Below are 22,469 nucleotides of genomic sequence, written 5' to 3'. Positions count from 1 at the left end.
TGGAGGGGCCTGGTCCGCCGGGCGGTTCCCGTGCTAGAATGCACAGTTACTTTTCGGATACGTGGCAAGAACGCCTGTAAGCGGTTCGTGCTGGCGACCCTAACTTTTGACATGACTCCCTGGGGGAGTCCTAGGAAAGCACCATGAAAGAAGGCATTCACCCCGAATACCGCGAAGTCGTCTTCGCCGACCTGCAAACGGGCAGCAAGTTCGTCACCCGCTCGACCGTCCAGACGCGCGAAACCATCGAACTCGATGGCAAGACGTACCCGCTCTTCAAGTGCGACGTGACCTCCGAATCGCACCCGTTCTACACGGGCGCCCAGACGCGCATCGTCGAAACCGGCCGCGTGGAAAAGTTCCGCGCCCGTTTCGCCCGCACCGCCGGCACGGTCAAGTCCGCTTCCTGATCCTGTTGCTCCCACGGGAGTCACAGCAAAAAGGCAGCCTCCGGGCTGCTTTTTTTTCCCCTGACCCTGCTCGTTGAGCCGCCGGGGGCTGGCGCTTCCCGATCTCTCGGTTACATTAACGCCCGTGTCCCCACTTTCCATTTCCACTCCGGCCCGGCTGACGTCCGTGGCCACCGCAAAACTGCCCAGGCTGATCCTGCTTGGGCTGGCGCTGGCGTACATCGTCGCCGGCCTGTTCATGCGCGACCCGTGGAAAACCGACGATGCGGTCGGCCTGGCAACCATGATCACCGCCATCCGCGAGGGCGGGATCACCTGGCTGCTGCCGCAGGTGGGGCACCTGGCGCATGCCGAGGAAGGGCCGCTGATCACGTGGATCGGCGCAATCTGCATCTGGCTGTTCGGCCCTTTCATCGGCGACATCACCGCCGGACGCCTGCCCAATCTGCTGTGGTTCGGCATCACCGCAACCAGCGTCTGGTACGGCACCTATTTGCTTGGACGCCGCGCCGAAGCCCAGCCGCTGGCCCTGCCCTTCGGCGGCGAACCCGAACCGCGCGACTACGGCCGCATGCTGGCCGATGCCGCGCTGCTGCTGCTGCTGGCAACGGTCGGCATCCTGCAGCGTACCCATGAAACCACGGTCGTGCCGGCGATCATGGCCTGCCAGGCGCTGGCCTTCTATTCGCTGGCGCGCAGCGTCGATCGCCCCGTTACCGGCACGACCACGCTGGGTATCGCGCTGGCCGCCAGCTTCCTGACCCGCGGCTGGGTAGGCGCCCTGCCGATCATGATCGCCGCCCTGCTCGCCTTCTATCCGCGCGGCCCGCTCTGGAAATGCAAGCGCTGGCTGCCATGGGCGGCCCTGGTCGCCGCCGGCCTGATTCTGGCGTGGTGGATTCCGGCCAGCCACAGCAGCGAATACTGGATCCGCAACTGGAAAAGCTGGAACCTGTCGTCCTTCGCCATTCCCTCATGGCATGACGTCGGCCGCACCCTGCGCGACCTGCCTTGGTATCTGTGGCCCACCTGGCCGCTGGCGCTGCTGGCCATCTGGCGTTGGCGCGCCTGGATCTATGCGCCCCATATCTGGCTGCCGCTGACGCTGCTGGTTTTTGCCACCCTGACGTTGTTCGGCCTGGACGAAGCCAGCGATTCCGAATACGTGCTGATGGCCGTGCCCTGCGCGGTGCTGGGCGCCTTCTCGCTGCCGACCCTGCGCCGCGGCGTGGTCAATACACTGGACTGGTTCGCGGTGATGTGTTTTTCGCTCACTGCCGCGACCGCATGGCTGGGCTGGATTGCCTTGCATTTCAATTGGCCAGCCCAGATCGCCCGCAATATCGGCCGCCAGACCACCGGCTATGAACCCGTCATCTCCTGGACCGCCTTCGCCCTTGCCGTGGCCTTCACCATCGGCTGGATCGCGCTGGTGGTCTGGCGCCTGCGGGTCAAGCCCCAGGCGCTATGGCGCGGCACCGTGCTGTCCGCCGGGGGCCTGACCGTCACCTGGATCCTGCTGGTGCTGCTGTGGCAGCCGGCGGTCGACTACGCCCGCAGCTATCGCACCGTGTCGGGCGAACTGGCGCAGGCCCTGGCACAGAACGTCCGCCCCGGCGAATGCGTGCGCGGCCTGAGCCTGGGCAGCGGCCAGCGCGCCTCGTTCCTGATCTTCAACAACCTGACGTTCACCTTCGACTCGAAGTGCACGCTGGTGCTGCAGCAGACCACCAACCAGAGCCTGCGCGACAATACCGCCGCCTACAGCGACAGCGCCGTCGTGCTATGGCAGGGCGGGCGCCGCGCCGATCGGCAGGAGGTGTTCCGCCTGTTGCGCGTCGGCCCCACCCGATGACCCCTGCCCATCCGGCGGCGCCCGGCTTCGGCGCCACCCTGCGCGGCATCGCCCGCCAGGCCTGGCCGGTGCTGATCAGCCAGTGGGCCGGCATCTCGTTCGGTGTGCTGGACACGGCCATGACCGGCCACGCCAGCGCCACCGACCTGGCGGCGATGGCACTGTCGGCCTCCATCTACATCACTATCTTCGTCGGATTGATGGGCGTGGTCCACGCCCTGATCCCGATCCTGGCGCAGCACTTCGGCGCCGGCAACAATCTTGAGGTGGGGCGCAGTTGGGGCCAGGGGGTGTGGCTGGCGCTGGGCCTGTCGCTGGTGGGCGCCATCCTGATGCTGTTTCCGGACTTCTGGCTGTCGATGTCCGGCAATGTCGACCCCGGCGTGCGCGAGCGCATCGCCGGGTACCTGCGGGCGCTGACCCTGGCGCCGCCGGCGGCCCTGGTGTTCCGTACCATCTATGCGCTCGGCACCTCGGTGTCGCGGCCCAAGCTGGTGATGGCGATCAACCTGACCGCCATCGGCTTCAAAGCCTTCTTCAATTGGCTGTTCATCTACGGCAACCTGGGCCTGCCGGCGATGGGCGCCACCGGCGCCGGACTGGCCACCGCCGTGGTCTCGTGGATGAGCCTGGGGCTGGGCTTGTGGGTGATCACCCACGACCGTTATTACAGCCGTTTCCACCTGCATGTCGGCCGCCCCGACTGGAGGACGCTCAAAGAGCTGCTGCGCCTGGGCATCCCGATGGGCGCCTCATACCTGGTCGAAGTCTCGGCCTTCACCTTCATGGCGTTGCTGGTGGCGCGCGAAGGCACCTTCGTGACCGGCGGTCACCAGATCATGTCGAATCTGGCGGCGCTCTGCTACATGATGCCGATGGCGTTGGGCGTGGCCACTGCGGCGCTGACCGCCCAGGCGATCGGCGCCGGCAACCTGGCGCATGCACATCGCACCGGCATGGCCGGCCTGGCACTGGGCCTGATGGGCGCGCTGCTGACTGCCGTGATCCTGCTGGCCGGCCGTCCGCTGATCCTGGCGGCCTACACCGACAACCCGCAAGTGGCGGCCGTGGCGACCACCCTGCTGGCGATGCTGCCGCTGTTCCATCTGTTCGATTCGATGCAGTGCATCAACTCTTATCTGCTGCGCGCCTACAAAGTGGCGGTCGTGCCCCTGTTGCTGCAAACCGTGGCACTGGCGGGAGTTGGCCTGGTTGGTGGCTGGTGGTTCGGTTTCGGTCCCGGCCGTGGCGGCCTGGACGGATTGCGCGGGACCCTGGTGCCCGGCTCGCCCCAGGGCGCGGGCAGCATGTGGCTGATGGCCATGGTGGGACTGGCGCTGTCGGCCACGCTACTGCACTTCTGGTATCGCCACATCGTGCGCACGGTGGCGCGACAAGCGCGACAGGCCTGAGGGCGCGCCGACGCCGCGCGCCCGTCAGGCCGCGGCAGATCGGAAACGCCAACCAAGGCGCCCCGCCCCAGTCCTGGCGGCGGGGACACGGCGCTCAGCCCTTCGGACGCTTGTCGATCACGCGGCGGGCCTTGCCGGTCAGCGTGCGCTCGACGTGGCCGGCGTCGGACACCTGGATGCGAGCGCTGACGCCGATGTGCGTCTTGACCGCGTGTTGCAGTTGCTTGCCCAGCGCCGCGCGCTCGGTGTCCGACAGGCTCGAGAACTCGGCCCGCACTTCGGTCAGGATTTCGAGCTCGTCCATATTGCCGGTGCGCGACAGCACCAGTTGGTAGTGCGGCGCCAGCTGTGCGATCTTGAGCACGAGTTCCTCGACCTGCGTCGGGAACATGTTCACGCCGCGCACGATCAACATGTCATCGCTGCGGCCGGTGATCTTGCCGATGCGGCGCATGCTGCGCGCCGTCGGCGGCAACAGGCGCGTCAGGTCGCGGGTGCGGTAGCGGATGATGGGCATCGCTTCCTTGGTCAGCGAGGTGAACACCAGTTCGCCCGGCTCGCCCTCCGCCACGGGCTCGCCCGTGTCCGGATTGATGATCTCGGCGTAGAAGTGGTCTTCCCACACCACCGGACCGTCCTTGGTCTCGACGCATTCACTGGCCACGCCCGGGCCCATTACTTCGGACAGGCCATAGATGTCGACCGCATCGATGCCGGCCTCGGCCTCGATGTCGGTGCGCATCTGGCCGGTCCAGGGCTCGGCGCCGAAAATGCCGATGCGCAGCGAACTTTGACGGGGATCAATCCCCTGGCGGCGCTGCTCCTCCAGAATATTGCAGAAATAGGAGGGCGTGACCATGATGATGTCCGGACGGAAATCGCTGATCAGCTGCACCTGCTTTTCGGTCTGCCCGCCCGACATCGGAATGACCGTGCAACCCAGGCGTTCGGCGCCATAATGCGCGCCCAGGCCGCCCGTGAACAGGCCGTAGCCGTAGGCCACGTGCACCGTGTCGCCGGGCTTGCCGCCGGCCGCGCGGATCGAGCGCGCCACCAGATTGGCCCAGTTGTCCAGGTCGCCCTTGGTGTAGCCCACCACGGTCGGCTTGCCGGTCGTGCCGCTGGAGGCATGGATGCGCGAGATGCGTTCGCGCGGCACCGCGAACATGCCGAACGGATAGTTCTCGCGCAATTCCTTCTTGGTGGTGAAGGGGAACTTCGAAATGTCGGACAGCTGCTTCAGGTCGTCCGGATGCACGCCGATCTCGTCGAACGCCTTCTTGTAGTGCGGCACGTTCTCATAGGCGTGCTTGAGCGACCATTTCAGGCGTTCGAGCTGCAAGGCGCGCAGTTCATCCTGGCTGGCATGCTCGATGGGGTCCAGCCCCGGCTTGCTCATGGTGTTGGACATGGTTATCTCTCTCCTGGAATGCTCTACCCTCCGGTCCGGGGAGCGCGCCGCGCGCCCGACTCGGCCGGTGGACTTGTCTCTGGTTGGTTGACGCGTTCAAGCCTCGGCCGGCGTGCCGACGATCTGCCCCTTGATGCGATAGGAACGTCCGCGGAACAGCGCGACATTGCGGCCGTCCTGGTTGGTGACGGTCACGTCGTACACCCCGGTGCGGCCGGCCAGCGAGCGCTCCTGCGCCACCGCGGTCAGCAGGTCGCCCTCGAAGCCGGGGGCCAGGTAATCGATGGTGCAGCCCGACGCCACGGTGCTGACATTGCGCGAATTGCAGGAAAAGGCGAAGGCGCTGTCGGCCAGCGCGAAGATGAAGCCGCCGTGGCAGGTCTTGTGGCCGTTGAGCATGTCGGGGCGCACCCGCATGCTCAGGCGCGCATACCCCGGCGCCATTTCCTCGACCGTCATGTCCAGGCCCTGCGAGGCGGCATCGCCGGCGTACATCACCGTGCCTACGGCCTGCGCCAGCTCCTGCGGATCGGTCGGCGCCTCGACGGGCGGAACGTGCGTGCTGCTCATCATTGCCCCTTGAACTGCGGTTCGCGCTTGCCCAGGAACGCGGCCACGCCTTCGGCGTAGTCCGCGCTGCGGCCCAATTCGCGCATCATGTCGCGCTCCAGGTCCAGCTGGGTCGCCAGGTCATTGCCCAGGCTGGCCTGCAGGGCGCGCTTGGTAAAGGCCAGCCCCTTGGTCGGCGCGCGCGAGAAGTGTTGCGCCAGGTTTTCCAGCGCCGTCTCGAACGCCTCATCGGCCACGCACTGCCAGATCAGGCCCCAGGCCTCAGCCTGGCGCGCGCTGAGCTTGTCGCCCAGCATCGCCAGTCCCATGGCGCGGGCGCGTCCCACCAGACGCGGCAGCACGAAGGTGCCGCCGGTGTCGGGAATCAGCCCCAGCTTGCAGAACGACTGGATGAAATTGGCCGATTCCTTGGCGATAACGATGTCGCCAGCGAACGCCAGGTTGGCGCCGGCGCCGGCCGCCACGCCGTTGACCCCGACCACCACCGGCATCGGCAAGGCGTTCAGGCGCCGCACCAGCGGCGCGTAGAACTTGTCGACGGTTTCGCCCAGGTCCGGCGGCGTACCGTCGGGCGCGGGCTTGCGCTCGCTCAGGTCCTGGCCGGCGCAGAAACCGCGGCCGGCGCCGGTCAGCACCAGCACGCGCGCGCCTTCGGTCTCGACGCGGGTCAACGCATGCGCCACTTCACCGTGCATGTTGGCGGTGAAGCTGTTGAGCTTGTCGGGGCGGTTCAGCGTCAGGCGGGCAATGCCGTCGGACAGTTCGAATTGGATGTCTTGATAGTTCATGTCGTCTCCGCCGCGCAGGCTCAGATGTGGCGGCGGGTCTGCACCACGCGGAAGCGGTTGGACACATAGGCCGAATCAGACAACGCCGCGTTGGCCGCCGGGTTGGCGCCGGTGCCGTGGAAGTCGCTGAAGGCGGCGGTCTGGTTGACGAACACCGCGCCGGTCAGGTTCAAGGACAGCGACACGCCCGATTCCTCAGCCGCCTCCTGGATCTGCTCGGCCACCTCGTTGCTGGTGGTGTAGGCCGACAGCGACAGGGCGCCGTGCTCGATCACGCTGTCGCGCGCGATCTGGATGCTGTGCGCGGTGGAATCAGTGGCCACCACGAAGGCGATCGGGCCGAACCATTCCTGCGTGATGGCCGGGCTGCCGGCTTCGGCGCGCAGCAGCAGCGGCGTGCGCACGCGGGCGTTCTCGAACTGCGGGTGTGTCAGCGCCTTGCTGTCGGCCACCACCGGCAGGCCCAGCGCGCGGGCCTTCTCGATGCGCTCGACGATGCCGTCGTTCTGGATCGCGCCAGTCAGTTCGACGGCCTTGGCGGCGTCGGCGCCGAGCTTGTCGACCGCCGCGCCCAGGGCGGCGGCGACCTCATCGAAGCTGACCCGGCCTTCCGGCGTCTGGATGCCATCGCGCGGCACGTAAATGTTCTGGGGCGCGGTGCACATCTGGCCCGAATACAGCGCCAGCGAGAACGCCAGGTTGCGCGCCACGCCCTTCAGATCCGCGGCCGAATCGATGATGACCTGGTTGACGCCGGCCTTCTCGGTGTAGACCAGCGCCTGGCGGGCGTTGTTCTCCAGCCAGTCGCCATTGGCGGTGCTGCCGGTGAAATCGATGATCTTGACGGCCGGGTCCAGCGCCAGCTGGCGCGCGGTGTCTTCCTCGGCGCTGTGCGCAGCCAGCAGCACCACGTCCGGGTCGAAGCCGGCTTCCTGCAGCACCTCGCGCGCCACCTTGACGGTCAGCGCCAGCGGCAGGATGGCGCCGGGGTGCGGCTTGACGATGACGGTGTTGCCGGTCGCCAGGCTGGCGAACAGGCCAGGGTAGCCGTTCCAGGTGGGGAAGGTCGAGCAGCCGATCACCAGCGCCACGCCGCGCGGCACCACGGTGAAGTGCTTTTCCATGCGGATGGGATCGTTCTTGCCCTGCGGCTTTTCCCAGATGGCGACGCCGGGGATGCGCGACATCTCCTGCCAGGCATAGGCCACGGCCTCGAAGCCGCGATCCTGCGCGTGCGGGCCGCCGGCCTGGAAGGCCATCATGAAGCCCTGGCCGGTGGTGTGCTGCACGGCATAGGCCATTTCGAAGCTGAGTTTGTTCAGGCGCGCCAGGATCTCCAGCGACACCCCCACCCAGGCCTGCGGGCCGGCACGGCGCCAGTCCTGCAGCGCGCGCTTGGAGGCGGCCACCAGCTTGGCCGCCGGCACGTGCGGATAGGTGATGCCCAGGTCGAAGCCGTAGGGCGACTTCTCGCCGCCCACGGCGCCATCAGCATCGTGCAGGTTGAGCGGGAACGGCTTGCCGCGCAGAGCCTCGAAGGCGGCGCGGCCCTCTTCATTGGCGGTCTCGCCATAGTTGCGCGGACTGGGCGACTCGGCAAACGGGCTCCAGTAACCGCGCAGCGCGGCGGCGGCCAGGGCTTGTTCCAGCAGGGGCTGATGGCGTTCGAAGAATTTCTGGGACACTGCGTCTCTCCAAATGGAATAGGGGTGTGACTGGCGTGCGCCGGGTCAGGTTTCCTGGTCGAAGTCGATCACCAGGCGGTCGCTGACCGGAAAGCTCTGGCAGCTCAGGATAAAGCCTCGCGCCACTTCGTAGTCTTCCAGGGCGAAGTTGGCATCCATGTCCACCTCGCCCTCGACCACCTTGCAGCGGCAGGTGGAACACACCCCGCCCTTGCACGAATACGGCAGCTCGATACCCTGCGCCAGCGCCGAATCCAGCACGCTGTCTTTGTTCTTGTCGATCACGAACTTGCGGCTGTGGCCGTCCTGCACCACGGTCACCTCGCACTGGCCCTTGCCGGGCGCCTGGCGGGCGTCCTGTCCCGTGCGCAACGCGCGCGGTCCCTTCGGCGCGCCAAACAGTTCGAACTTGATGTTCGCCTTGGGAATGCCGCGGGCCTGCAGCCGCTCGACCACGCTCTCGGTCATGGTCTGCGGACCGCAGACAAAAGCGTAGTCGATATCCTCTGGGCTCATCCAGGCCGACATCAACTGGTCGACCTTGTCCCCGTCCAGGCGGCCGTTGAACAGCTCGATGTCCTGGGTTTCGCGGCTCATGACGTAGACCAGCGAGAAGCGGTCCATATACAGGTTCTTGAGGTCTTCGATCTCTTCGCGGAACAGCACCGCCGACGAGGCGCGGTTGCCGAAGAACAGCGTGAACTTGCTGTCGGGTTCGGTCGACAGCGCGGTCTTGACCAGCGAGAACACCGGCGTGATGCCGCTGCCGACGGCGAAAGCCACGTAGTGACGCTTGTTTTCGGGGGCGAAGTCGACGGTGAAGTTGCCGGTGGGCGCCATCACTTCCAGCGTCTGGCCCGGCTGCAATTCGTGATTGGCCCAGCTGGAGAAGACGCCCTCGTCGACCTTCTTGATGGCCACGCGCAACAGCTTGTCGTGCGGCGCCGAACAGATCGAATACGAACGGCGCAGTTCCTCGCCGTTGAGTTCGGTTCGCAGCGTCAGGTACTGACCCGGCCGGAACGAGAACTCGTCGGCCAGCGTGTCGGGCAGGTCGAAGGTCACGACCACCGCGTCGCGCGTGTTGCGCGCCACCGAAGCCACTTTCAGGGGGTGGAATTGGTTCAGGCTCATTCTCGAAACCACTCTCAGTGAGTCTTGAAGTAATCGAACGGCTCGCGGCAGCTGACGCAGCGGTACAGTGCCTTGCACGAGGTCGATCCGAAGTTGCTGACCAGGCGCGTGTCGCGCGAGCCGCAACGTGGGCATTCGATGGCGGGCCCGGCATTGCGCCGGCTGATGCCCGAGATGTCGATGGCCTGCTGCGCGGGCGCGGCGATGCCGTAGTCCTTGAGCGCGGCGCGGCCCTTTTCGCTCATCCAGTCGGTGGTCCAGGCGGGTGACAGACGCGTCTCGACGCGCACCTCGCCCACCCCGTGGCGCCCCAGCACCTGGCGGATATCCTCGGTGATCTCGCGCATGGCCGGGCAGCCGGAGTAGGTCGGCGTGATGACGACCACGCAGGCGTCACCGTCGAACGCCACGTCCCGCACCACGCCCAGATCCACCACCGACAGCACGGGGATCTCCGGATCGGGAACCTCCTGCAGCCAGGCGTAGACCTGTTCGCTGGACACGGGCGCGACAGCGTTCACCACTTGGCTCCCGGATAGGCGCGCGGCAGGAATTGCATTTCCGCCAGCACATAGCCGAGTTCCTCGGTGTGCCGGCCCTGGCGGCCGCCACGGTGCGCCGGATGATTCGCGGCCGCCGCTTCGGGCATGGTCAGCGTGGCCTCGTCCAACACCTCCGCCACATGCTGCTCCCAGGGCGCGCGCAGCGCCGCCAGTTCGCAGCCAATGCCGCGCGCGGCCATGTCCAGGTCGATCGCGTCGTCGCTGAACAACTCTCCGGTGAAACGCCAGGCGTCGTCAATGGCCGCCTGCATCTTGCCGCGGCTGACGTCGGTACCGTCGCCCAGGCGCACCACCAGGTCGGACGAGCGCCGCACATGGTAGGTCACTTCCTTGAGCGACTTGGCGGCGATGCCGGCCACACGCTCGTCGGACGATTGCGTCAGGCGCTGCAGCAGGAAGTAGTGCCAGACGTCGAACAGGAATTGGCGCGCCATGGTGTCGGCGTAGTTGCCATTGGGCCGCTCGACCAGCAGCGCATTGTGGAACTGGTGAGCATCGCGCAGGTAGGCCAGCGCATCCTCATCGCGGCCGGCGCCCTCGACCTCGCCAGCCAGGGTCAGCCACATGCGGGCCTGGCCCAGCAGATCGAGCGCGGTGTTGGTCAGCGCCAGATCCTCTTCCAGGATCGGGCCGTGGCCGGTCCAGGCGCCCAGCCGCTGCGACAGGATCAGCGTGCTGTCGCCCAGGCGCAGCAGGTATTCGAAGAAAGTCTTGTCCATGTCTCCTCCGCCGCCTTACATATGCTTGATTTCTTCGGGCATCGGAAAGAACGTCGGGTGCCGGTAGACCTTGCTGTTGGCCGGTTCGAACAAGGGGTCCTTGTCGCCCGGGCTGCTGGCGGAGATATCGGACGCTCGCACCACCCAGATGCTCAGGCCTTCATTGCGGCGGGTATAGACGTCGCGGGCGTGGTTGATCGCCATTTCGGCGTCGGGCGCATGCAGGCTGCCAACGTGCTTGTGGGCCAGGCCGTGCTGGCTGCGGATGAACACTTCCCACAAAGGCCAGTCTTTGCTCATGATGGATATCCTCGGATGCCGGGCGCGCCTCGCGCCCCGGGTATGGATGAGTCAGGAATTGGAAGGTCGGGCGCCGCCCGGCCCGGGCTCAGGCCGCCTTGCGCTCGGCCTGCTTATCGGCGTGGGCGACCAGCGCCTCGCGCACCCAGGCGCCGTCTTCGTGCGCCTTGACACGCGCCGCCAGGCGCTCGCGGTTGCACGGGCCATTGCCCTTGAGCACCGCGTAGAACTCGGCCCAGTCGATCTCGCCGAAATCGTAGTGGCCGCGCTCGGCGTTCCACTTCAGGTCGGGATCGGGAATGGTCAGGCCCAGGTATTCGGCCTGCGGCACGGTCTGGTCGACCATCTTCTGGCGCAGTTCGTCGTTGGAGAACAGCTTGATCTTCCAGGCCATCGACTGGGCGCTATTGGGCGAGTCGGCATCCGAGGGACCGAACATCATGAGCGCCGGCCACCACCAGCGGTTCAGCGAGTCCTGCACCATCGCCTTTTGTTCGGGCGTGCCATGCAGGCACATCTGCATCAGCAGGTCGTAGCCCTGGCGTTGGTGGAAGGACTCTTCCTTACAGACGCGCACCATGGCGCGGGCGTAGGGGCCGTAGGAGCAGCGGCACAGCGGGATCTGGTTGATGATGGCCGAGCCGTCGACCAGCCAGCCGATCATGCCGATGTCGGCCCAGCTGAGCGTGGGATAGTTGAAGATGCTGGAGTATTTGGCGCGCCCGGCGTGCAGGTCGTCGATCAGGTCGTCGCGCGACACGCCCAGGGTTTCGGCGGCGCTGTACAGGTAGAGCCCGTGGCCGGCTTCGTCCTGCACCTTGGCCAGCAGGATGGCCTTGCGCTTGAGCGACGGGGCGCGGGTGATCCAGTTGCCTTCCGGCAGCATGCCGACGATTTCGGAGTGCGCGTGTTGCGAGATCTGGCGCACCAGCGTCTTGCGGTAGGCCTCGGGCATCCAGTCCTTGGCCTCGATCCGCACGCCATCGTCGATGCGGCGCTGGAACGTCTGTTCGCGGCCTTCGAGCTGGTCGGCGGTCTTGACCTGCTTGACGCCGGTTTCGACGAGTTGAGCGTACATGTTTGTCTCCTTGAGACGGTTTGCGATAGCGCAAAGCAAACGCCGCGCAGGGCCGTCATGTCATAGGCGGATTATTTAATACAAAAAAACCATTGTCAAACTCAAATCTGTATCACATTGGATTTATGTATCATATCCAGGATCCCGATATCGGCCCCTTGTGGCCCCCCTTATGGCAAACCCTCAGTCGCCCCTGGACCGTTACCTGTCACGCCTGATCAAGAGCGATCCTCCGCGCGCCAAATCGCTCTGCGTCAGCCTGCTGGGCGACGCCCTCGCGCCGCATGGCGGCGCCATCTGGCTGGGCGACCTGATCGAGCTGCTGGCCCCGCTGGGCATCAACGAGCGCCTGCTGCGCACCAGTGTGTTCCGGCTGGTGGCCCAGAACTGGCTGCAATCCGAGCGCCATGGCCGCCGCAGCCTCTACCTGATTTCCGAGCAGGGCCAGCGTCACACCGCGCACGCCTCACAACGCATCTATGAAGGCGCGCCGCAGGAATGGAATGGGGAATGGACGCTGGTGGCACTGCCACGCACCGGCAACGGGCTGGCCGAACGCGCGGAACTGCGCCGCGAGCTGGTCTGGGAAGGGTTCGGCATGATCGCGCCCGGGCTGTTCGCGCATCCGCACACCGAGGCGCGCGCGGCCCATGAGATCCTGGAAAAGCTGGGCATTCCGGACAAGGCGCTGGTGCTGTCGGCGCGCGACCTGGCCGGCGCCGGCGGCCTGCCGATAGCCAGCCTAGCCTCGCAATGCTGGAACCTGGACGTCGTAGCCGAACAATACCGGCAGTTCAGCCGAAATTTCGGCCCCTTGGAAAAACTGCTGGAAACGCCCCCGTCGCCATCCGAGGCCTTCATCGCGCGCGTCATGCTGCTGCACAATTGGCGCCGGATCGTGCTGCACGATCCGCAACTGCCGGGGCCGATGCTGCCCGACAACTGGCCAGGCCACGCGGCCCGCGACATCTGCGGCCGCATCTATTGGCAGGTGTTCGATGCCTCGGAGGCGCACTTGAACGCGCTGGCTGGCCGCGACAATGATCGCTACACGCCCCTGGCCTGCGATATCGCGACCCGCTTCGGCGGCCGGCCGGCGTAGGCGGCCTGCTCAGCCGGGGCCGCCCGCCCCGGTCATCGCCACGCCCAGCGTATCGACGTGGGATTCGCCCGCGGCATCGGCCGCGGCCCCCGGCCGGGCGAGACCCCGGGCGCGGGCAATGAACGACAGGGTCCAACGAGCCAGGATGGGGCGTCCCAACGCCGCACCGGTATCGGCGTCGATGCCGCTGGGCACATCCAGCGCCAACACCGGCAGGCCCCACGCATTGACAGTGTCGACCAGCGCCTGCCAATCGGGGCCCAGAGGGCGGTTCAGGCCGATGCCGAACAGGCCATCGATGACCAGGTCTGGCGCCGGATCCGGATCGAGCGCGCTCAGGCATGTTCCGCCCGCCCCGATCCAACCGGCATAGGCACGGGCAGCGTCGGCCGGCAGGCCCTGCGCGCCCGCGGGCAGGACGACACGCACGTCATATCCCATTTCGCGCAGGCGTGTTGCCGCCACCAGGGCGTCGCCGCCATTGTTGCCCGGCCCGGCCAGCGCCAGCACCCTGGCGCCCGGCGCGAGCCGCGCGGCCACGAAACGAGCCGCTGCCGCGCCTGCCAGCGGCATCAGCCGCCGGCCTGCGGCCGAGGCCTGGCGCTCGGCGGCGCGGATGCTGGCGACGGAATATGAAGCGGGCATGACAACGCTTGGAAAAAACGCACCTCCGGCGAGAGGCCGGCCGTTACACCTTCAGGAAGTGCTCGCGGTAGTACTTCAATTCGTCGATCGACTCGTAGATGTCGGCCAGCGCTTCATGGCGGCTCTTTTTCTCAAAGCCCTTGTACACGGCCGGCGCCCAGCGGCGCGCCAGTTCCTTGAGCGTGCTGACGTCGAGGTTGCGGTAGTGGAAGAACTGCTCCAGGCGCGGCATGTAAGCAAACATGAAGCGGCGGTCCTGGCTGATGGTGTTGCCGCACAGCGGTGACTTGCCGGCCGGTACGTGCTGCGCGAGAAACGCCAACAGCGTATCCTCTGCCTGCGCTTCGGAGATCGTGGAGGCACGGACCTTGTCGATCAGGCCGCTCTTGCCATGGGTGGACTTGTTCCAGCTGTCCATGGCGTCGAGCAGGCTGTCGGGCTGGTGCACGACCAGCACGGGGCCTTCGGCGACCACGGTCAGGTCGGGCTCGGTGACCACCACGGCGACCTCGATGATGCGTTCTTTTTCAGGGTCCAGGCCGGTCATTTCCATGTCCAGCCAGACCAGGCGGTTTTCGTTCACAGCCATATAATTTGCCTATAAAACATGCGATTTTCGGACATCTGATTTTCGCACATCCCCATTTGAGCCCGCCGCACCGCCCATGTTCACATTGCTGTTCGTTGCCTTCCTGCTGACCGATATCGCCGTGCGCATGTGGCTGGCCAGCCGCCAGATCCGCCACGTGGCGCGCCATCGCGACCAGGTGCCGCCGGAATTCTCCCACCGTATCGGCCTGGCCAGCCACCAGCGCGCGGCCGACTACACGGTGGCCCGGGTCAGGCTGGGCATGTTCGAACGCACCTACGACGCCATTCTGCTGGTCGGCCTGACGCTGCTGGGCGGGCTGCAGGCGATTGACCTCATGGTGGGCCAGCTTACCAGCAATGACTTCCTGCGCCAGATGCTGCTGCTGGTGGCCGTGGCGCTGCTGCTGGGCCTGCTGGGCCTGCCCTTCACGCTGTGGCGGCAGTTCAAGCTGGAGGCCCGTTTCGGCTTCAACCGCATGACGCCCGAGCTTTTCATCTCCGACGCGCTGAAAGGCCTGCTGGTAGCGGCCGCGCTGGGCCTGCCCTTGGCCGCCGCCGTCCTGTGGCTGATGGGCAGCGCAGGGCAGTACTGGTGGATCTGGGCCTGGGCGCTATGGACAGTGTTCAACCTGGCGCTGCTCATCGTCTATCCGATGTTCATCGCGCCGCTGTTCAACAAATTCACGCCGCTGTCCGACCCCGAACTTGCCGGCCGCATCCAGCGGCTGGCGCAACGCTGCGGCTTCGCGCTCAACGGCCTGTTCGTGATGGATGGCTCGCGCCGTTCGGCGCACGGCAACGCGTATTTCACCGGTTTCGGCCGCTCGCGCCGCATCGTGTTCTTCGACACGCTGCTGGCGCGCCTGAACGCTGACGAGATCGAAGCCGTGCTGGCACATGAGCTCGGCCACTTCGCCAAGCGCCACATCATCAAGCGCATCCTGTTCAGCTTCGCGGCCGCGCTGGCCTTTTTCGCCCTCCTGGGCTGGATCGCGCAGCAACCCTGGTTCTACGTGGGCTTGGGCGTGCTGCCCCAGTTGGGCGGTCGCAACGATGCGATGGCGCTGCTGCTGTTTTTCCTGACCATTCCGGTGTTCACCTTCGTCTTCACGCCGCTGGCCAGTTGGTACTCGCGCCGCGACGAGTTCGAGGCCGACCGCTATGCGGCCGAGCAAAGCTCGCCGGACCGCCTGGTCTCCGCCTTGGTCAAGCTCTACGACGACAACGCCGCCACCCTGACACCCGATCCCGTGCATTCCGCCTTCTACGACAGTCATCCCCCCGCCGCCGTGCGCATCCGCCACCTGACGGCGCCTGCGGCATGAGCATGAACGACCGCCACAAGGCCGCTTTCCGGGACGCGCCGGCACACGGTGCAGTGACCGACGCCGCCAACGAAGGCCGCATCATCGCGGCGCACGGCCGCCACTACACCGTGGAGCTGGCCGACGGCAGCCTGCGCAAATGCTTCCCCCGCGGCAAGAAGGCCGGCGCCACGGTCGGCGACCGCGTCCGTATCACGCCGCAAGGCCAGGACGAAGGCGCCATCGACGCCATCCTGCCGCGCCGCAACCTGCTGTACCGCTCCGACGAAATGCGGTCCAAGCAGTTTGCCTCCAATGTCGACCAACTGTTGATCGTGGTCGCAGTGCAGCCGACCTTCTCCGATGACCTGACCGGCCGCGCGCTGGCCGGCGCCTGGAGCGCCGGCATCGCCCCGCTGATCATCCTGAACAAGACCGACATTGCCGACGCGCTGCCCGCCGCCCGCGCGCGCCTGGCACCCATCGCCGCGCTGGGCGTGGACATCGTCGAGCTGAGCGCGCTCGAACCCGAAAGGGTGCACGCGCTGCTGGCGCCGCGCCTGGCCGGCCGCACCAACCTGCTGCTGGGACAAAGCGGCATGGGCAAGTCAACACTGCTGAACGCGCTGGTGCCGGACGCCGCCGCGCCCACTCGCGAGCACTCGACGGCGCTGGACATGGGCAAGCACACCACCACCAGCACCCGCCTCTATCACCTGCCCGCGCCGGGGGGCGACCTGATCGATTCCCCCGGCTTCCAGGCCTTCGGCCTGCAGCACCTGAGCCGCGAGGACATCATTCGCGGCTTCCCGGAATTCGCCACGCCGATCGAATCCTGCCGCTTCTACAACTGCACCCATCGCCATGAACCAGGCTGCGGCGTGGTCGCGGCGCTGGATGCAGGCCGGATCGATCCCGCGCGCTACGCGCTGTACCTGCGCATCCTGGACGAAAACCTGGCGGGCCAGCAGCGCTACTGAGACATGGCGGACAGCCGCGGGCGCGGCCAAGCCGTCGCCATGCCGACGGCGATCGGATCAACGACAAGCGCCACGGCGCCAGACCCGACGCGCGGCCGCCATCTCAACGCGGCTGGAAACCGTTGCGCACCAGGTGGTACAGGTTGCGCAGCATGCCGGCGGTGGCGCCCCAGATGAAGTGCCGGCCATAGGGCATGCCGTAATAGCGGCGCACCCGGCCGTCTTCCAGCCGCGCCTCGTACAGGCGATGATTGGCCGGGTCCATCAGGAACGACAGCGGCACTTCGAACACCTCGGCCACTTCGAAGGCGTCCGGAGCCAACTGGAAGCCCGGTGTCACCAGCGATACCACGGGAATGATCGAGAAGCCGGTGGCGGTCAGGTACGGAGGCATGCTGCCCAGCACTTCGACATGATTGGCCGGCAACCCGGTTTCTTCCTGAGCCTCGCGCAACGCGGCAGCGATGGGCGTGGCGTCGCTGGTTTCGATGCGGCCGCCCGGAAAACTGATCTGGCCCGCGTGGTCATGCAGGTGTGCCGCGCGCTGGGTCAGCATGATGTGCACCCCGTCGGCGCGCGTCACCAGCGGAATCAGGACAGCGGCGGGCACGGGGGCGCCCTCCCGTCCGGGATAGCGCAGGTCGTTGTCGCGCGACAGTTCGAGCGTCCAGGTGGACGGCTGGCTGAGCGTGCCGCGCAGTTGGTCGGGTGTCAGCATGCCGGCCGGCACCGCCACCAGCGAATCATTGGCGACCACCCAGGGTTGCGACGCCGGGTCGAACCCGGGCCGCACCAGCGGCCGGCGTGGCCGCGCAGAAGACGAGGAATCAGACATTCGGCTTTTCAAAAAGAAAAAGGCACCCTCGCAGGTGCCTTTTTAACCCGGAAACCCGGGCCGGACGATAACGCTGGATGGCGTGTGCGTCCGACACTGGTAGGGCCGTGTGCCGATAAGCGATCAAGCCGCCGAGGCTTGCTTGCTGACCAGCTTTTCCTTGATACGCGCCGACTTGCCCGAGCGGTTGCGCAGGTAGTACAGCTTGGCGCGGCGCACGTCGCCGCGGCGCTTGACTTCGATGCCGGCGATTTGCGGCGAGTACAGCTGGAACGTACGTTCCACGGCTTCACCCGACGAAATCTTGCGCACGGTGAACGCGGAGTTCAGGCCGCGGTTGCGCTTGGCGATCACGACGCCTTCGAAAGCCTGCACGCGCTTGCGGGTGCCTTCGACGACATTCACGCTCACGATGACGGTGTCACCAGGAGCAAATTCAGGCTTGGCTTGGCCGCCGGTCAGACGGGCAATCTCTTCCTGTTCCAGGATAGCGATAAGGTTCATTGAGAACTCCTAGATCATCATGCCTTTGCGGACTAAAAGCGCTTTGCCGTTCGATGTTGTTCGGGCCGCAGTCAATCACGGCCGTGTACCGCAAGCAGAGGATGAGATTTGGCAAACCAATGATTCTACACCAAAAACCGCCAGGCGCCTCAGGTAAGATGAGGCCCTGCCCGCGGTTTGCGGTACTCTAGCGGTTTCTGTAACAAACACGTCATAAGACGCTGTTCCCCCATGTCGTATTCGTCCCTGTTATTGGTCGTCCTGGCGGCGATGGCCCACGCAACGTGGAACCTGCTCGCCAAACGCGCGGCCATGGTGGGCGCCCCGTTCGTCTTCGCCTATGGGTTGTGTGCCTCGGTGCTGTATGCGCCCTGGGTCATATGGGTGTTGCTGCACGACGGCATGACCTGGACCTGGCCCGTGGTGGGAGCGATCCTGACATCCAGCCTGTTGCATCTGGGCTACAGCCTGTGCCTGCAACGTGGCTATCAAGTGGCCGATCTGTCGGTGGTTTATCCCATCGCCCGCGGCACCGGTCCCCTGCTTTCGACCACCGGCGCCTTTCTGTTGCTGGGCGAACCGGCCACGGGCACTGGCATCGCCGGCATGCTGTGCGTGGTGATCGGGGTGTTGCTGATCGCCACGCAGGGGCGGCTGTCGATTTTCCGCAACGCCCAGGCCTGGGTGGGCGTGCGCTGGGGCATGGTGATTGGCCTGTTCATCGCCGCCTACACCGTGGTGGACGCCTATGGCGTGAAGGTACTGCTGATCAGCCCGGTGCTGTTCGACTGGTTCACCTGTGTCACCCGCACCGCCATGATGACGCCACACATGATGAAGCGCCGCGCTCAATCATGGGCCTCCATGCGCGGCCATTGGCACCTGGCGTTGGCAGTGGGCTTGCTGTCGCCGCTGGGCTACATCCTGGTGCTGTATGCGCTGCGCAATGGCGCGCCGCTGAGCCTGGTGGCCCCGGCGCGGGAAATGTCGATGATGCTCGGTACCCTGGCCGGGATGTTCCTGCTGCGCGAGAAAGTCGGCCCTGGCCGCCTGGCGGGCTGCCTGTCGATCCTGGCGGGCGTGATCCTGCTGGGCTCGACCTGAACGCGAAGCGGCCCTCGGGCGTGACACGCCACGGCCGGCCCGCACCACGGTGCGGCCTCAAAAACCGCCGGCCACGCCCAGCCACATGAGACCGGGAATCATCGCGCCCCATGCCAGCACCAGCACCACATCCAGCACCATGCTCTTCACGCTGACCTGATCCGACACCGGTTCGACCGTGGCGTTGCCCAGGCAGCGCCCACCGGCAGCGGAAGCGTCCTGGCCGGCAGCCGGCGGGAACGGCCATTTGCCCGGCAACGTGCCGGTGCGCTCACGCTTGCGCGGCTCGACCTGGGCGGGGGCATCCGCGCGGGGCCCCGCAGGCAAGGCTGGTTCCGCGGCGGCGCTCCTGCCCGCGCTGGCGGCCGGCACGCCCATCCACGGCATTGCCAACCCGGTGAAACGGGCGCCGATGGCGCGGGCGCGCTGGGCCGTGCGGCGCAGCGGGGACAACGACACGGCGGCCAGATCGTCCGGCAGGACGGAGAGTTGAGCGGTGTTCATAAGGAACTCCTTGTAACGCGATCAGGAACCACGGCGACACGCCGCGGCGGCAACCCGGGGATGACCCACGGATCAATCGAACAACGACAATTGCCCGGCAACCATGGCGCGCAACTGGCGCGTACCGCGCCCGTAGGCGCCAGTCACGGGCACGGCACTGGCAAAAGGGACCCCTGAAGACGCTTGCGCGCCAACCGGGGATGGGAAAACGGGAACATCGGCTGTACCGGCGGGCAATGGCGGCTGGAAGTGATCGCAGTCGAGCGCCAGGCGGTGACGGTTCAGCCCCAGCTTGCGGGTGGCCACGGCGAAGCGCTGGCGCAGCAGGTCGGCCCAGATGCCGGTGCCGCGCATGCGCGAACCAAAGTTGGGGTCGTTGCGGCGGCCGTTGCGCAGGTCTTCAATGCGATGCAGCACGCGCTGGGCGCGATCCGGGTAATGGGCGTTGAGCCAGTCTTCGAACAGGGTTTTGACTTCCCAGGGCAGCCGAACGACGGTGTAGCTGGCGTAGTGGGCACCGGCAGCCTTGGATTCCTGCAGGATGTGCTCCATGGCGTCATCGTTGATGAACGGGATCACGGGCGCCACCAGCACGCCGACCGGCACGCCGGCGGCGGTCAGGTTGCGCACGGCCTCCAGACGGCGCCAGGGCGCGGCGGCGCGCGGTTCGAGGGTGCGGGCCATGTCGGCATCGAGCGTGGTGATGCTCATGTAGACCACCACCAACTTCTGCTCGGCCAACGCGGCCAGCAGGTCGAGGTCGCGGGCCACCAGCGCGTTCTTGGTGACGATGGTGAGCGGGTGACGCGTTTCGAGCATCAGCTCGAGCATGCCGCGCGTCAGGCGCCAGTCGCGCTCGATGGGCTGGTAGGCGTCGGTGGCCGAGCCGATGTTGATGGGCGAAGGCTTGTAACCGGGCCGACTGATTTCCGCCCGCAACGCCTGGACCGCGTTGGCCTTGGCCACCAGGCGGGTCTCGAAGTCGAGGCCGGGCGAATAGCCCAGGTAGGAATGGGTCGGGCGGGCGTAGCAGTAGACGCAGCCGTGCTCGCAGCCGCGGTAGGGGTTGACGGCAACGTCGAAGGGAATGTCGGGCGAGTCGTTGCGCGACAGGACCTTGCGAGCTTCTTCGGCGGTGACGGTGGTTTTGGGAGCGGCCGGCGCAATGCGGGCATCCGGCAGGATGGGAATGACCGCAGCCGGCGAGCCGGGGCCGCTGCGGCGCGCTTGGCCGCCGGGAACATCTGCGGCAAATGCGGGGGAATTATCGGGGACAGTGTCGACGAAATCGGCCGGGAGGCCCGAGGCAGACCAGCCATCGTCGATCCGCACGCGGTCGTCTTGCTGGAAGCGATGCCGAACATTAGTAACCGCACCCCGACCGCGCAAGGCGGCGGGGGCGGCAGCCGGGGACCCAGAACCGGCGGGAAAAGAATGATCGGTACGTGCCATGGAAACTACTGTACAAAAACACAGTGGTTTTAGCAAGCACCAAAAGCCTTTTCGTAAGACAACCCCACTTTACCGCAAGACGAAGATGGCGTCCGGACAATTCGATTCCACGTTGCGATATTGCCCGGAAAGCCGCGCCAGCATTGACTTTGGAATAAAAGCAACACCCAAAGCCGGCATCCGGGGAAGGCTCCGCCCCCCCCCTTCGTGGCTTATCGCAGCATGCCGGCTGCCGCGGTCTGGTGCGTGGCCTCGTCGATCAGGATGAAGGCGCCCATGGCGGGCACATCGGCATAGCGATCGACGGCCAGCGACTCGCGCGTGGTGAACGTGACGCGGCCGATGTCATTCATGCGCAGCGTGCCTTCGGTGTTCTCCACTTCCTGCAATTCGTGGATGTCTCGATGCGTGAGGACGGCGCGGATCTTCGCCGACGTCAAGCGCGTGCCGTGCTTGAGCAGATACTTGCGCGCGGGGTTGAGCGCCTGCGCGTCGAGCCAGCAAAGCTCAGCCTCGAATTCGCGCGCCACCTGCGCCGGCGCCGACCCATGCACGATCACATCGCCGCGCGACACGTCGACATCGCGGTCCAGCACCAGCGTGACCGAATCACCCGCCACCGCCTCGTCCAGCGCGCGATCGAACAGGCGCACTGCCTGCACCCGCGCCGTCACGCCCGAGGGCTGCACCGCGATCTCGTCGCCGGGACGCAGCACGCCGCTGGCGACGCGTCCCGCGTAGCCGCGGAAATCCTCCTTGAGACTGCCATCGTGGCGCGCCACCCATTGCACGGGAAAGCGCAGCGGTCCGGCGCGACCATCGGCCGCCAGATCGAGCGACTCCAGCAACGTCAGGAGCGGCTGGCCCGCATACCAGGGCGTCTTGTCCGACCGCGTCACCACATTGTCGCCATTCAGCGCCGACAACGGCAGCGCGTCGAAATGTTGGATGCCGAGCTTGTCCGCCAGCGCGGCGTAGGCATCGCGGATGCGCGCGAACACGGCCGGGTCCCAATCCACCAGATCCATCTTGTTGACCGCCACCACGATGTGGCGGATGCCCAGCAGCCGCGCGATGGCGCTGTGGCGCTTGGTCTGGGGCAGCAGTCTGCCGTCGGCGGCGCGGGTGGCGTCAATCAGGATCACCGCAACGTCGGCGGTGGACGCGCCGGTCACCATGTTGCGGGTGTACTGCTCGTGGCCCGGCGCGTCGGCGATGATGAACTTGCGCGCCGGCGTCGAGAAGTATCGGTAAGCCACATCGATGGTGATGCCCTGCTCGCGCTCGGCCTCCAGGCCATCGGTCAGCAGCGAGAAGTCGATGCCGCCCTCGGCCACGCGCTTGTATTTGGCGCGCGAGATCGCGTCGAGCTGGTCGGCGAACACGCCCTTGCTGTCGTACAGCAGGCGGCCGATCAGCGTCGATTTGCCGTCATCGACCGAACCCGCGGTGATCAGGCGCAGCACGCCCGTGTCGGCGCCGGAAAGAAAAGAGTCGTTTACTGCGTTCATATGCGTCCCCTG

At 66.5% G+C, this 22,469-nt stretch carries 23 protein-coding genes; 7 read left to right on the top strand and 16 right to left on the bottom strand.

Annotated features, from left to right (window positions below):
• Positions 1-143 precede the first annotated feature (143 nt).
• The 3 genes from HV701_RS07505 to HV701_RS07495 all read left to right on the top strand — a co-directional run bounded on the left by HV701_RS07505 (position 144) and on the right by HV701_RS07495 (position 3,677).
• Positions 144-410: a type B 50S ribosomal protein L31 gene (locus tag HV701_RS07505; protein ID WP_175132451.1), complete on the top strand. Its 267-nt coding sequence runs from the start codon at positions 144-146 to the stop codon at positions 408-410.
• A 124-nt stretch (positions 411-534) separates the two neighbouring features.
• Entirely contained in the window at positions 535-2,265 is a 1,731-nt protein-coding gene (locus HV701_RS07500) for an ArnT family glycosyltransferase (protein ID WP_175132450.1), read from the top strand.
• The gene (locus HV701_RS07495; RefSeq protein ID WP_175132449.1) at positions 2,262-3,677 is read left to right on the top strand and encodes an MATE family efflux transporter; all 1,416 of its coding nucleotides are present in this window, start codon (positions 2,262-2,264) and stop codon (positions 3,675-3,677) included. Before HV701_RS07500 ends, HV701_RS07495 begins: the two co-directional genes overlap by 4 nt.
• Before the next feature lie 94 nt (positions 3,678-3,771).
• Here HV701_RS07495 and paaK read toward each other — a convergent pair whose 3' ends face one another.
• The 9 genes from paaK to paaA form a co-directional block, all read right to left on the bottom strand.
• Positions 3,772-5,088: a phenylacetate--CoA ligase PaaK gene (gene paaK / locus HV701_RS07490; protein WP_175132448.1), complete on the bottom strand. Its 1,317-nt coding sequence runs from the start codon at positions 5,086-5,088 to the stop codon at positions 3,772-3,774.
• Between the two features lie 96 nt (positions 5,089-5,184).
• Positions 5,185-5,658 (bottom strand): hydroxyphenylacetyl-CoA thioesterase PaaI, encoded by a 474-nt coding sequence (gene paaI, locus HV701_RS07485; RefSeq protein WP_076411738.1) that lies wholly within the window; start codon positions 5,656-5,658, stop codon positions 5,185-5,187.
• On the bottom strand, positions 5,658-6,446 hold the full coding sequence (gene paaG / locus HV701_RS07480; RefSeq protein ID WP_175132447.1) for a 2-(1,2-epoxy-1,2-dihydrophenyl)acetyl-CoA isomerase PaaG: 789 nt from the start codon (positions 6,444-6,446) through the stop codon (positions 5,658-5,660). The genes paaI and paaG overlap by 1 nt, the downstream gene beginning before the upstream one ends.
• A gap of 20 nt (positions 6,447-6,466) precedes the next feature.
• Entirely contained in the window at positions 6,467-8,131 is a 1,665-nt protein-coding gene (gene paaN, locus HV701_RS07475; RefSeq protein ID WP_175132446.1) for a phenylacetic acid degradation protein PaaN, read from the bottom strand.
• Between the two features lie 45 nt (positions 8,132-8,176).
• Positions 8,177-9,265, bottom strand: a complete 1,089-nt coding sequence (gene paaE / locus HV701_RS07470; RefSeq protein ID WP_175132445.1) for a 1,2-phenylacetyl-CoA epoxidase subunit PaaE — start codon at positions 9,263-9,265, stop codon at positions 8,177-8,179.
• Between the two features lie 14 nt (positions 9,266-9,279).
• Positions 9,280-9,789 (bottom strand): 1,2-phenylacetyl-CoA epoxidase subunit PaaD, encoded by a 510-nt coding sequence (gene paaD / locus HV701_RS07465; RefSeq protein ID WP_420867812.1) that lies wholly within the window; start codon positions 9,787-9,789, stop codon positions 9,280-9,282.
• Positions 9,783-10,547 (bottom strand): 1,2-phenylacetyl-CoA epoxidase subunit PaaC, encoded by a 765-nt coding sequence (gene paaC, locus HV701_RS07460; protein ID WP_175132443.1) that lies wholly within the window; start codon positions 10,545-10,547, stop codon positions 9,783-9,785. Before paaC ends, paaD begins: the two co-directional genes overlap by 7 nt.
• A gap of 15 nt (positions 10,548-10,562) precedes the next feature.
• Positions 10,563-10,847: a 1,2-phenylacetyl-CoA epoxidase subunit PaaB gene (gene paaB / locus HV701_RS07455; RefSeq protein WP_006388300.1), complete on the bottom strand. Its 285-nt coding sequence runs from the start codon at positions 10,845-10,847 to the stop codon at positions 10,563-10,565.
• 88 nt (positions 10,848-10,935) lie between these two features.
• Positions 10,936-11,925, bottom strand: a complete 990-nt coding sequence (paaA, locus tag HV701_RS07450) for a 1,2-phenylacetyl-CoA epoxidase subunit PaaA (RefSeq protein WP_175132442.1) — start codon at positions 11,923-11,925, stop codon at positions 10,936-10,938.
• A 172-nt stretch (positions 11,926-12,097) separates the two neighbouring features.
• On the opposite strand from paaA, the gene paaX reads away from it, so the two are divergent.
• Positions 12,098-13,027: a phenylacetic acid degradation operon negative regulatory protein PaaX gene (gene paaX, locus HV701_RS07445; RefSeq protein ID WP_175132441.1), complete on the top strand. Its 930-nt coding sequence runs from the start codon at positions 12,098-12,100 to the stop codon at positions 13,025-13,027.
• Between the two features lie 9 nt (positions 13,028-13,036).
• Here the strand turns inward: paaX and HV701_RS07440 are convergent, their stop codons facing one another.
• Together HV701_RS07440 and orn are read right to left on the bottom strand one after the other, a co-directional pair.
• Positions 13,037-13,672, bottom strand: coding sequence for an NAD(P)H-hydrate epimerase (locus HV701_RS07440; protein ID WP_175132440.1), 636 nt, complete (start codon positions 13,670-13,672; stop codon positions 13,037-13,039).
• Between the two features lie 43 nt (positions 13,673-13,715).
• The gene (orn, locus tag HV701_RS07435) at positions 13,716-14,261 is read right to left on the bottom strand and encodes an oligoribonuclease (protein WP_175132439.1); all 546 of its coding nucleotides are present in this window, start codon (positions 14,259-14,261) and stop codon (positions 13,716-13,718) included.
• A 76-nt stretch (positions 14,262-14,337) separates the two neighbouring features.
• Between orn and HV701_RS07430 the strand changes: the two genes are divergently transcribed.
• Together HV701_RS07430 and rsgA are read left to right on the top strand one after the other, a co-directional pair.
• Complete coding sequence (locus HV701_RS07430) at positions 14,338-15,588, top strand: M48 family metallopeptidase (protein WP_175132438.1); 1,251 nt, start codon at positions 14,338-14,340, stop codon at positions 15,586-15,588.
• The gene (rsgA, locus tag HV701_RS07425) at positions 15,585-16,547 is read left to right on the top strand and encodes a ribosome small subunit-dependent GTPase A (protein WP_236754944.1); all 963 of its coding nucleotides are present in this window, start codon (positions 15,585-15,587) and stop codon (positions 16,545-16,547) included. The genes HV701_RS07430 and rsgA overlap by 4 nt, the downstream gene beginning before the upstream one ends.
• Positions 16,548-16,650: 103 nt before the next feature.
• Here the strand turns inward: rsgA and HV701_RS07420 are convergent, their stop codons facing one another.
• Both HV701_RS07420 and rplS read right to left on the bottom strand, forming a co-directional pair.
• Positions 16,651-17,382: a CoA pyrophosphatase gene (locus HV701_RS07420; protein WP_175132437.1), complete on the bottom strand. Its 732-nt coding sequence runs from the start codon at positions 17,380-17,382 to the stop codon at positions 16,651-16,653.
• A 123-nt stretch (positions 17,383-17,505) separates the two neighbouring features.
• Positions 17,506-17,886, bottom strand: a complete 381-nt coding sequence (rplS, locus tag HV701_RS07415) for a 50S ribosomal protein L19 (protein WP_006218237.1) — start codon at positions 17,884-17,886, stop codon at positions 17,506-17,508.
• Between the two features lie 231 nt (positions 17,887-18,117).
• Here rplS and HV701_RS07410 point away from each other — a divergent pair, with 231 nt between their 5' ends.
• Positions 18,118-18,990 carry a DMT family transporter gene (locus HV701_RS07410; RefSeq protein WP_175132436.1) on the top strand — a complete coding sequence of 291 codons (873 nt, stop codon included), beginning with the start codon at positions 18,118-18,120 and terminating at the stop codon, positions 18,988-18,990.
• A gap of 57 nt (positions 18,991-19,047) precedes the next feature.
• Here HV701_RS07410 and HV701_RS07405 read toward each other — a convergent pair whose 3' ends face one another.
• The 3 genes from HV701_RS07405 to HV701_RS07395 form a co-directional block, all read right to left on the bottom strand.
• Positions 19,048-19,494 carry a hypothetical protein gene (locus HV701_RS07405; RefSeq protein WP_175132435.1) on the bottom strand — a complete coding sequence of 149 codons (447 nt, stop codon included), beginning with the start codon at positions 19,492-19,494 and terminating at the stop codon, positions 19,048-19,050.
• Between the two features lie 72 nt (positions 19,495-19,566).
• Positions 19,567-20,946, bottom strand: coding sequence for a PA0069 family radical SAM protein (locus tag HV701_RS07400; RefSeq protein WP_175132434.1), 1,380 nt, complete (start codon positions 20,944-20,946; stop codon positions 19,567-19,569).
• 212 nt (positions 20,947-21,158) lie between these two features.
• Entirely contained in the window at positions 21,159-22,457 is a 1,299-nt protein-coding gene (locus HV701_RS07395; RefSeq protein WP_175132433.1) for a sulfate adenylyltransferase subunit 1, read from the bottom strand.
• Positions 22,458-22,469: the final 12 nt, after the last annotated feature.

Origin of the sequence: Achromobacter pulmonis (genome assembly GCF_902859765.1) — a bacterium.
In the GTDB taxonomy this organism is placed as follows: Bacteria; Pseudomonadota; Gammaproteobacteria; order Burkholderiales; family Burkholderiaceae_B; genus Achromobacter; species Achromobacter pulmonis.
This window is presented reverse-complemented; position numbering and strand designations above follow the sequence as displayed.

What these genes read in the sequence shown, in the direction of transcription:
- HV701_RS07505 (WP_175132451.1), top strand. Translation starts at nt 144, where the DNA reads ATGAAAGAAGGCATTCACCCCGAATACCGCGAAGTCGTCTTCGCCGAC.
- HV701_RS07495 (WP_175132449.1), top strand. Translation starts at nt 2,262, where the DNA reads ATGACCCCTGCCCATCCGGCGGCGCCCGGCTTCGGCGCCACCCTGCGC.
- paaK (WP_175132448.1), bottom strand. Translation starts at nt 5,088, where the DNA reads ATGTCCAACACCATGAGCAAGCCGGGGCTGGACCCCATCGAGCATGCC.
- paaI (WP_076411738.1), bottom strand. Translation starts at nt 5,658, where the DNA reads ATGAGCAGCACGCACGTTCCGCCCGTCGAGGCGCCGACCGATCCGCAG.
- paaG (WP_175132447.1), bottom strand. Translation starts at nt 6,446, where the DNA reads ATGAACTATCAAGACATCCAATTCGAACTGTCCGACGGCATTGCCCGC.
- paaE (WP_175132445.1), bottom strand. Translation starts at nt 9,265, where the DNA reads ATGAGCCTGAACCAATTCCACCCCCTGAAAGTGGCTTCGGTGGCGCGC.
- paaC (WP_175132443.1), bottom strand. Translation starts at nt 10,547, where the DNA reads ATGGACAAGACTTTCTTCGAATACCTGCTGCGCCTGGGCGACAGCACG.
- paaB (WP_006388300.1), bottom strand. Translation starts at nt 10,847, where the DNA reads ATGAGCAAAGACTGGCCTTTGTGGGAAGTGTTCATCCGCAGCCAGCAC.
- paaA (WP_175132442.1), bottom strand. Translation starts at nt 11,925, where the DNA reads ATGTACGCTCAACTCGTCGAAACCGGCGTCAAGCAGGTCAAGACCGCC.
- paaX (WP_175132441.1), top strand. Translation starts at nt 12,098, where the DNA reads ATGGCAAACCCTCAGTCGCCCCTGGACCGTTACCTGTCACGCCTGATC.
- HV701_RS07440 (WP_175132440.1), bottom strand. Translation starts at nt 13,672, where the DNA reads ATGCCCGCTTCATATTCCGTCGCCAGCATCCGCGCCGCCGAGCGCCAG.
- orn (WP_175132439.1), bottom strand. Translation starts at nt 14,261, where the DNA reads ATGGCTGTGAACGAAAACCGCCTGGTCTGGCTGGACATGGAAATGACC.
- HV701_RS07430 (WP_175132438.1), top strand. Translation starts at nt 14,338, where the DNA reads ATGTTCACATTGCTGTTCGTTGCCTTCCTGCTGACCGATATCGCCGTG.
- rsgA (WP_236754944.1), top strand. Translation starts at nt 15,585, where the DNA reads ATGAGCATGAACGACCGCCACAAGGCCGCTTTCCGGGACGCGCCGGCA.
- HV701_RS07420 (WP_175132437.1), bottom strand. Translation starts at nt 17,382, where the DNA reads ATGTCTGATTCCTCGTCTTCTGCGCGGCCACGCCGGCCGCTGGTGCGG.
- rplS (WP_006218237.1), bottom strand. Translation starts at nt 17,886, where the DNA reads ATGAACCTTATCGCTATCCTGGAACAGGAAGAGATTGCCCGTCTGACC.
- HV701_RS07410 (WP_175132436.1), top strand. Translation starts at nt 18,118, where the DNA reads ATGTCGTATTCGTCCCTGTTATTGGTCGTCCTGGCGGCGATGGCCCAC.
- HV701_RS07405 (WP_175132435.1), bottom strand. Translation starts at nt 19,494, where the DNA reads ATGAACACCGCTCAACTCTCCGTCCTGCCGGACGATCTGGCCGCCGTG.
- HV701_RS07400 (WP_175132434.1), bottom strand. Translation starts at nt 20,946, where the DNA reads ATGGCACGTACCGATCATTCTTTTCCCGCCGGTTCTGGGTCCCCGGCT.
- HV701_RS07395 (WP_175132433.1), bottom strand. Translation starts at nt 22,457, where the DNA reads ATGAACGCAGTAAACGACTCTTTTCTTTCCGGCGCCGACACGGGCGTG.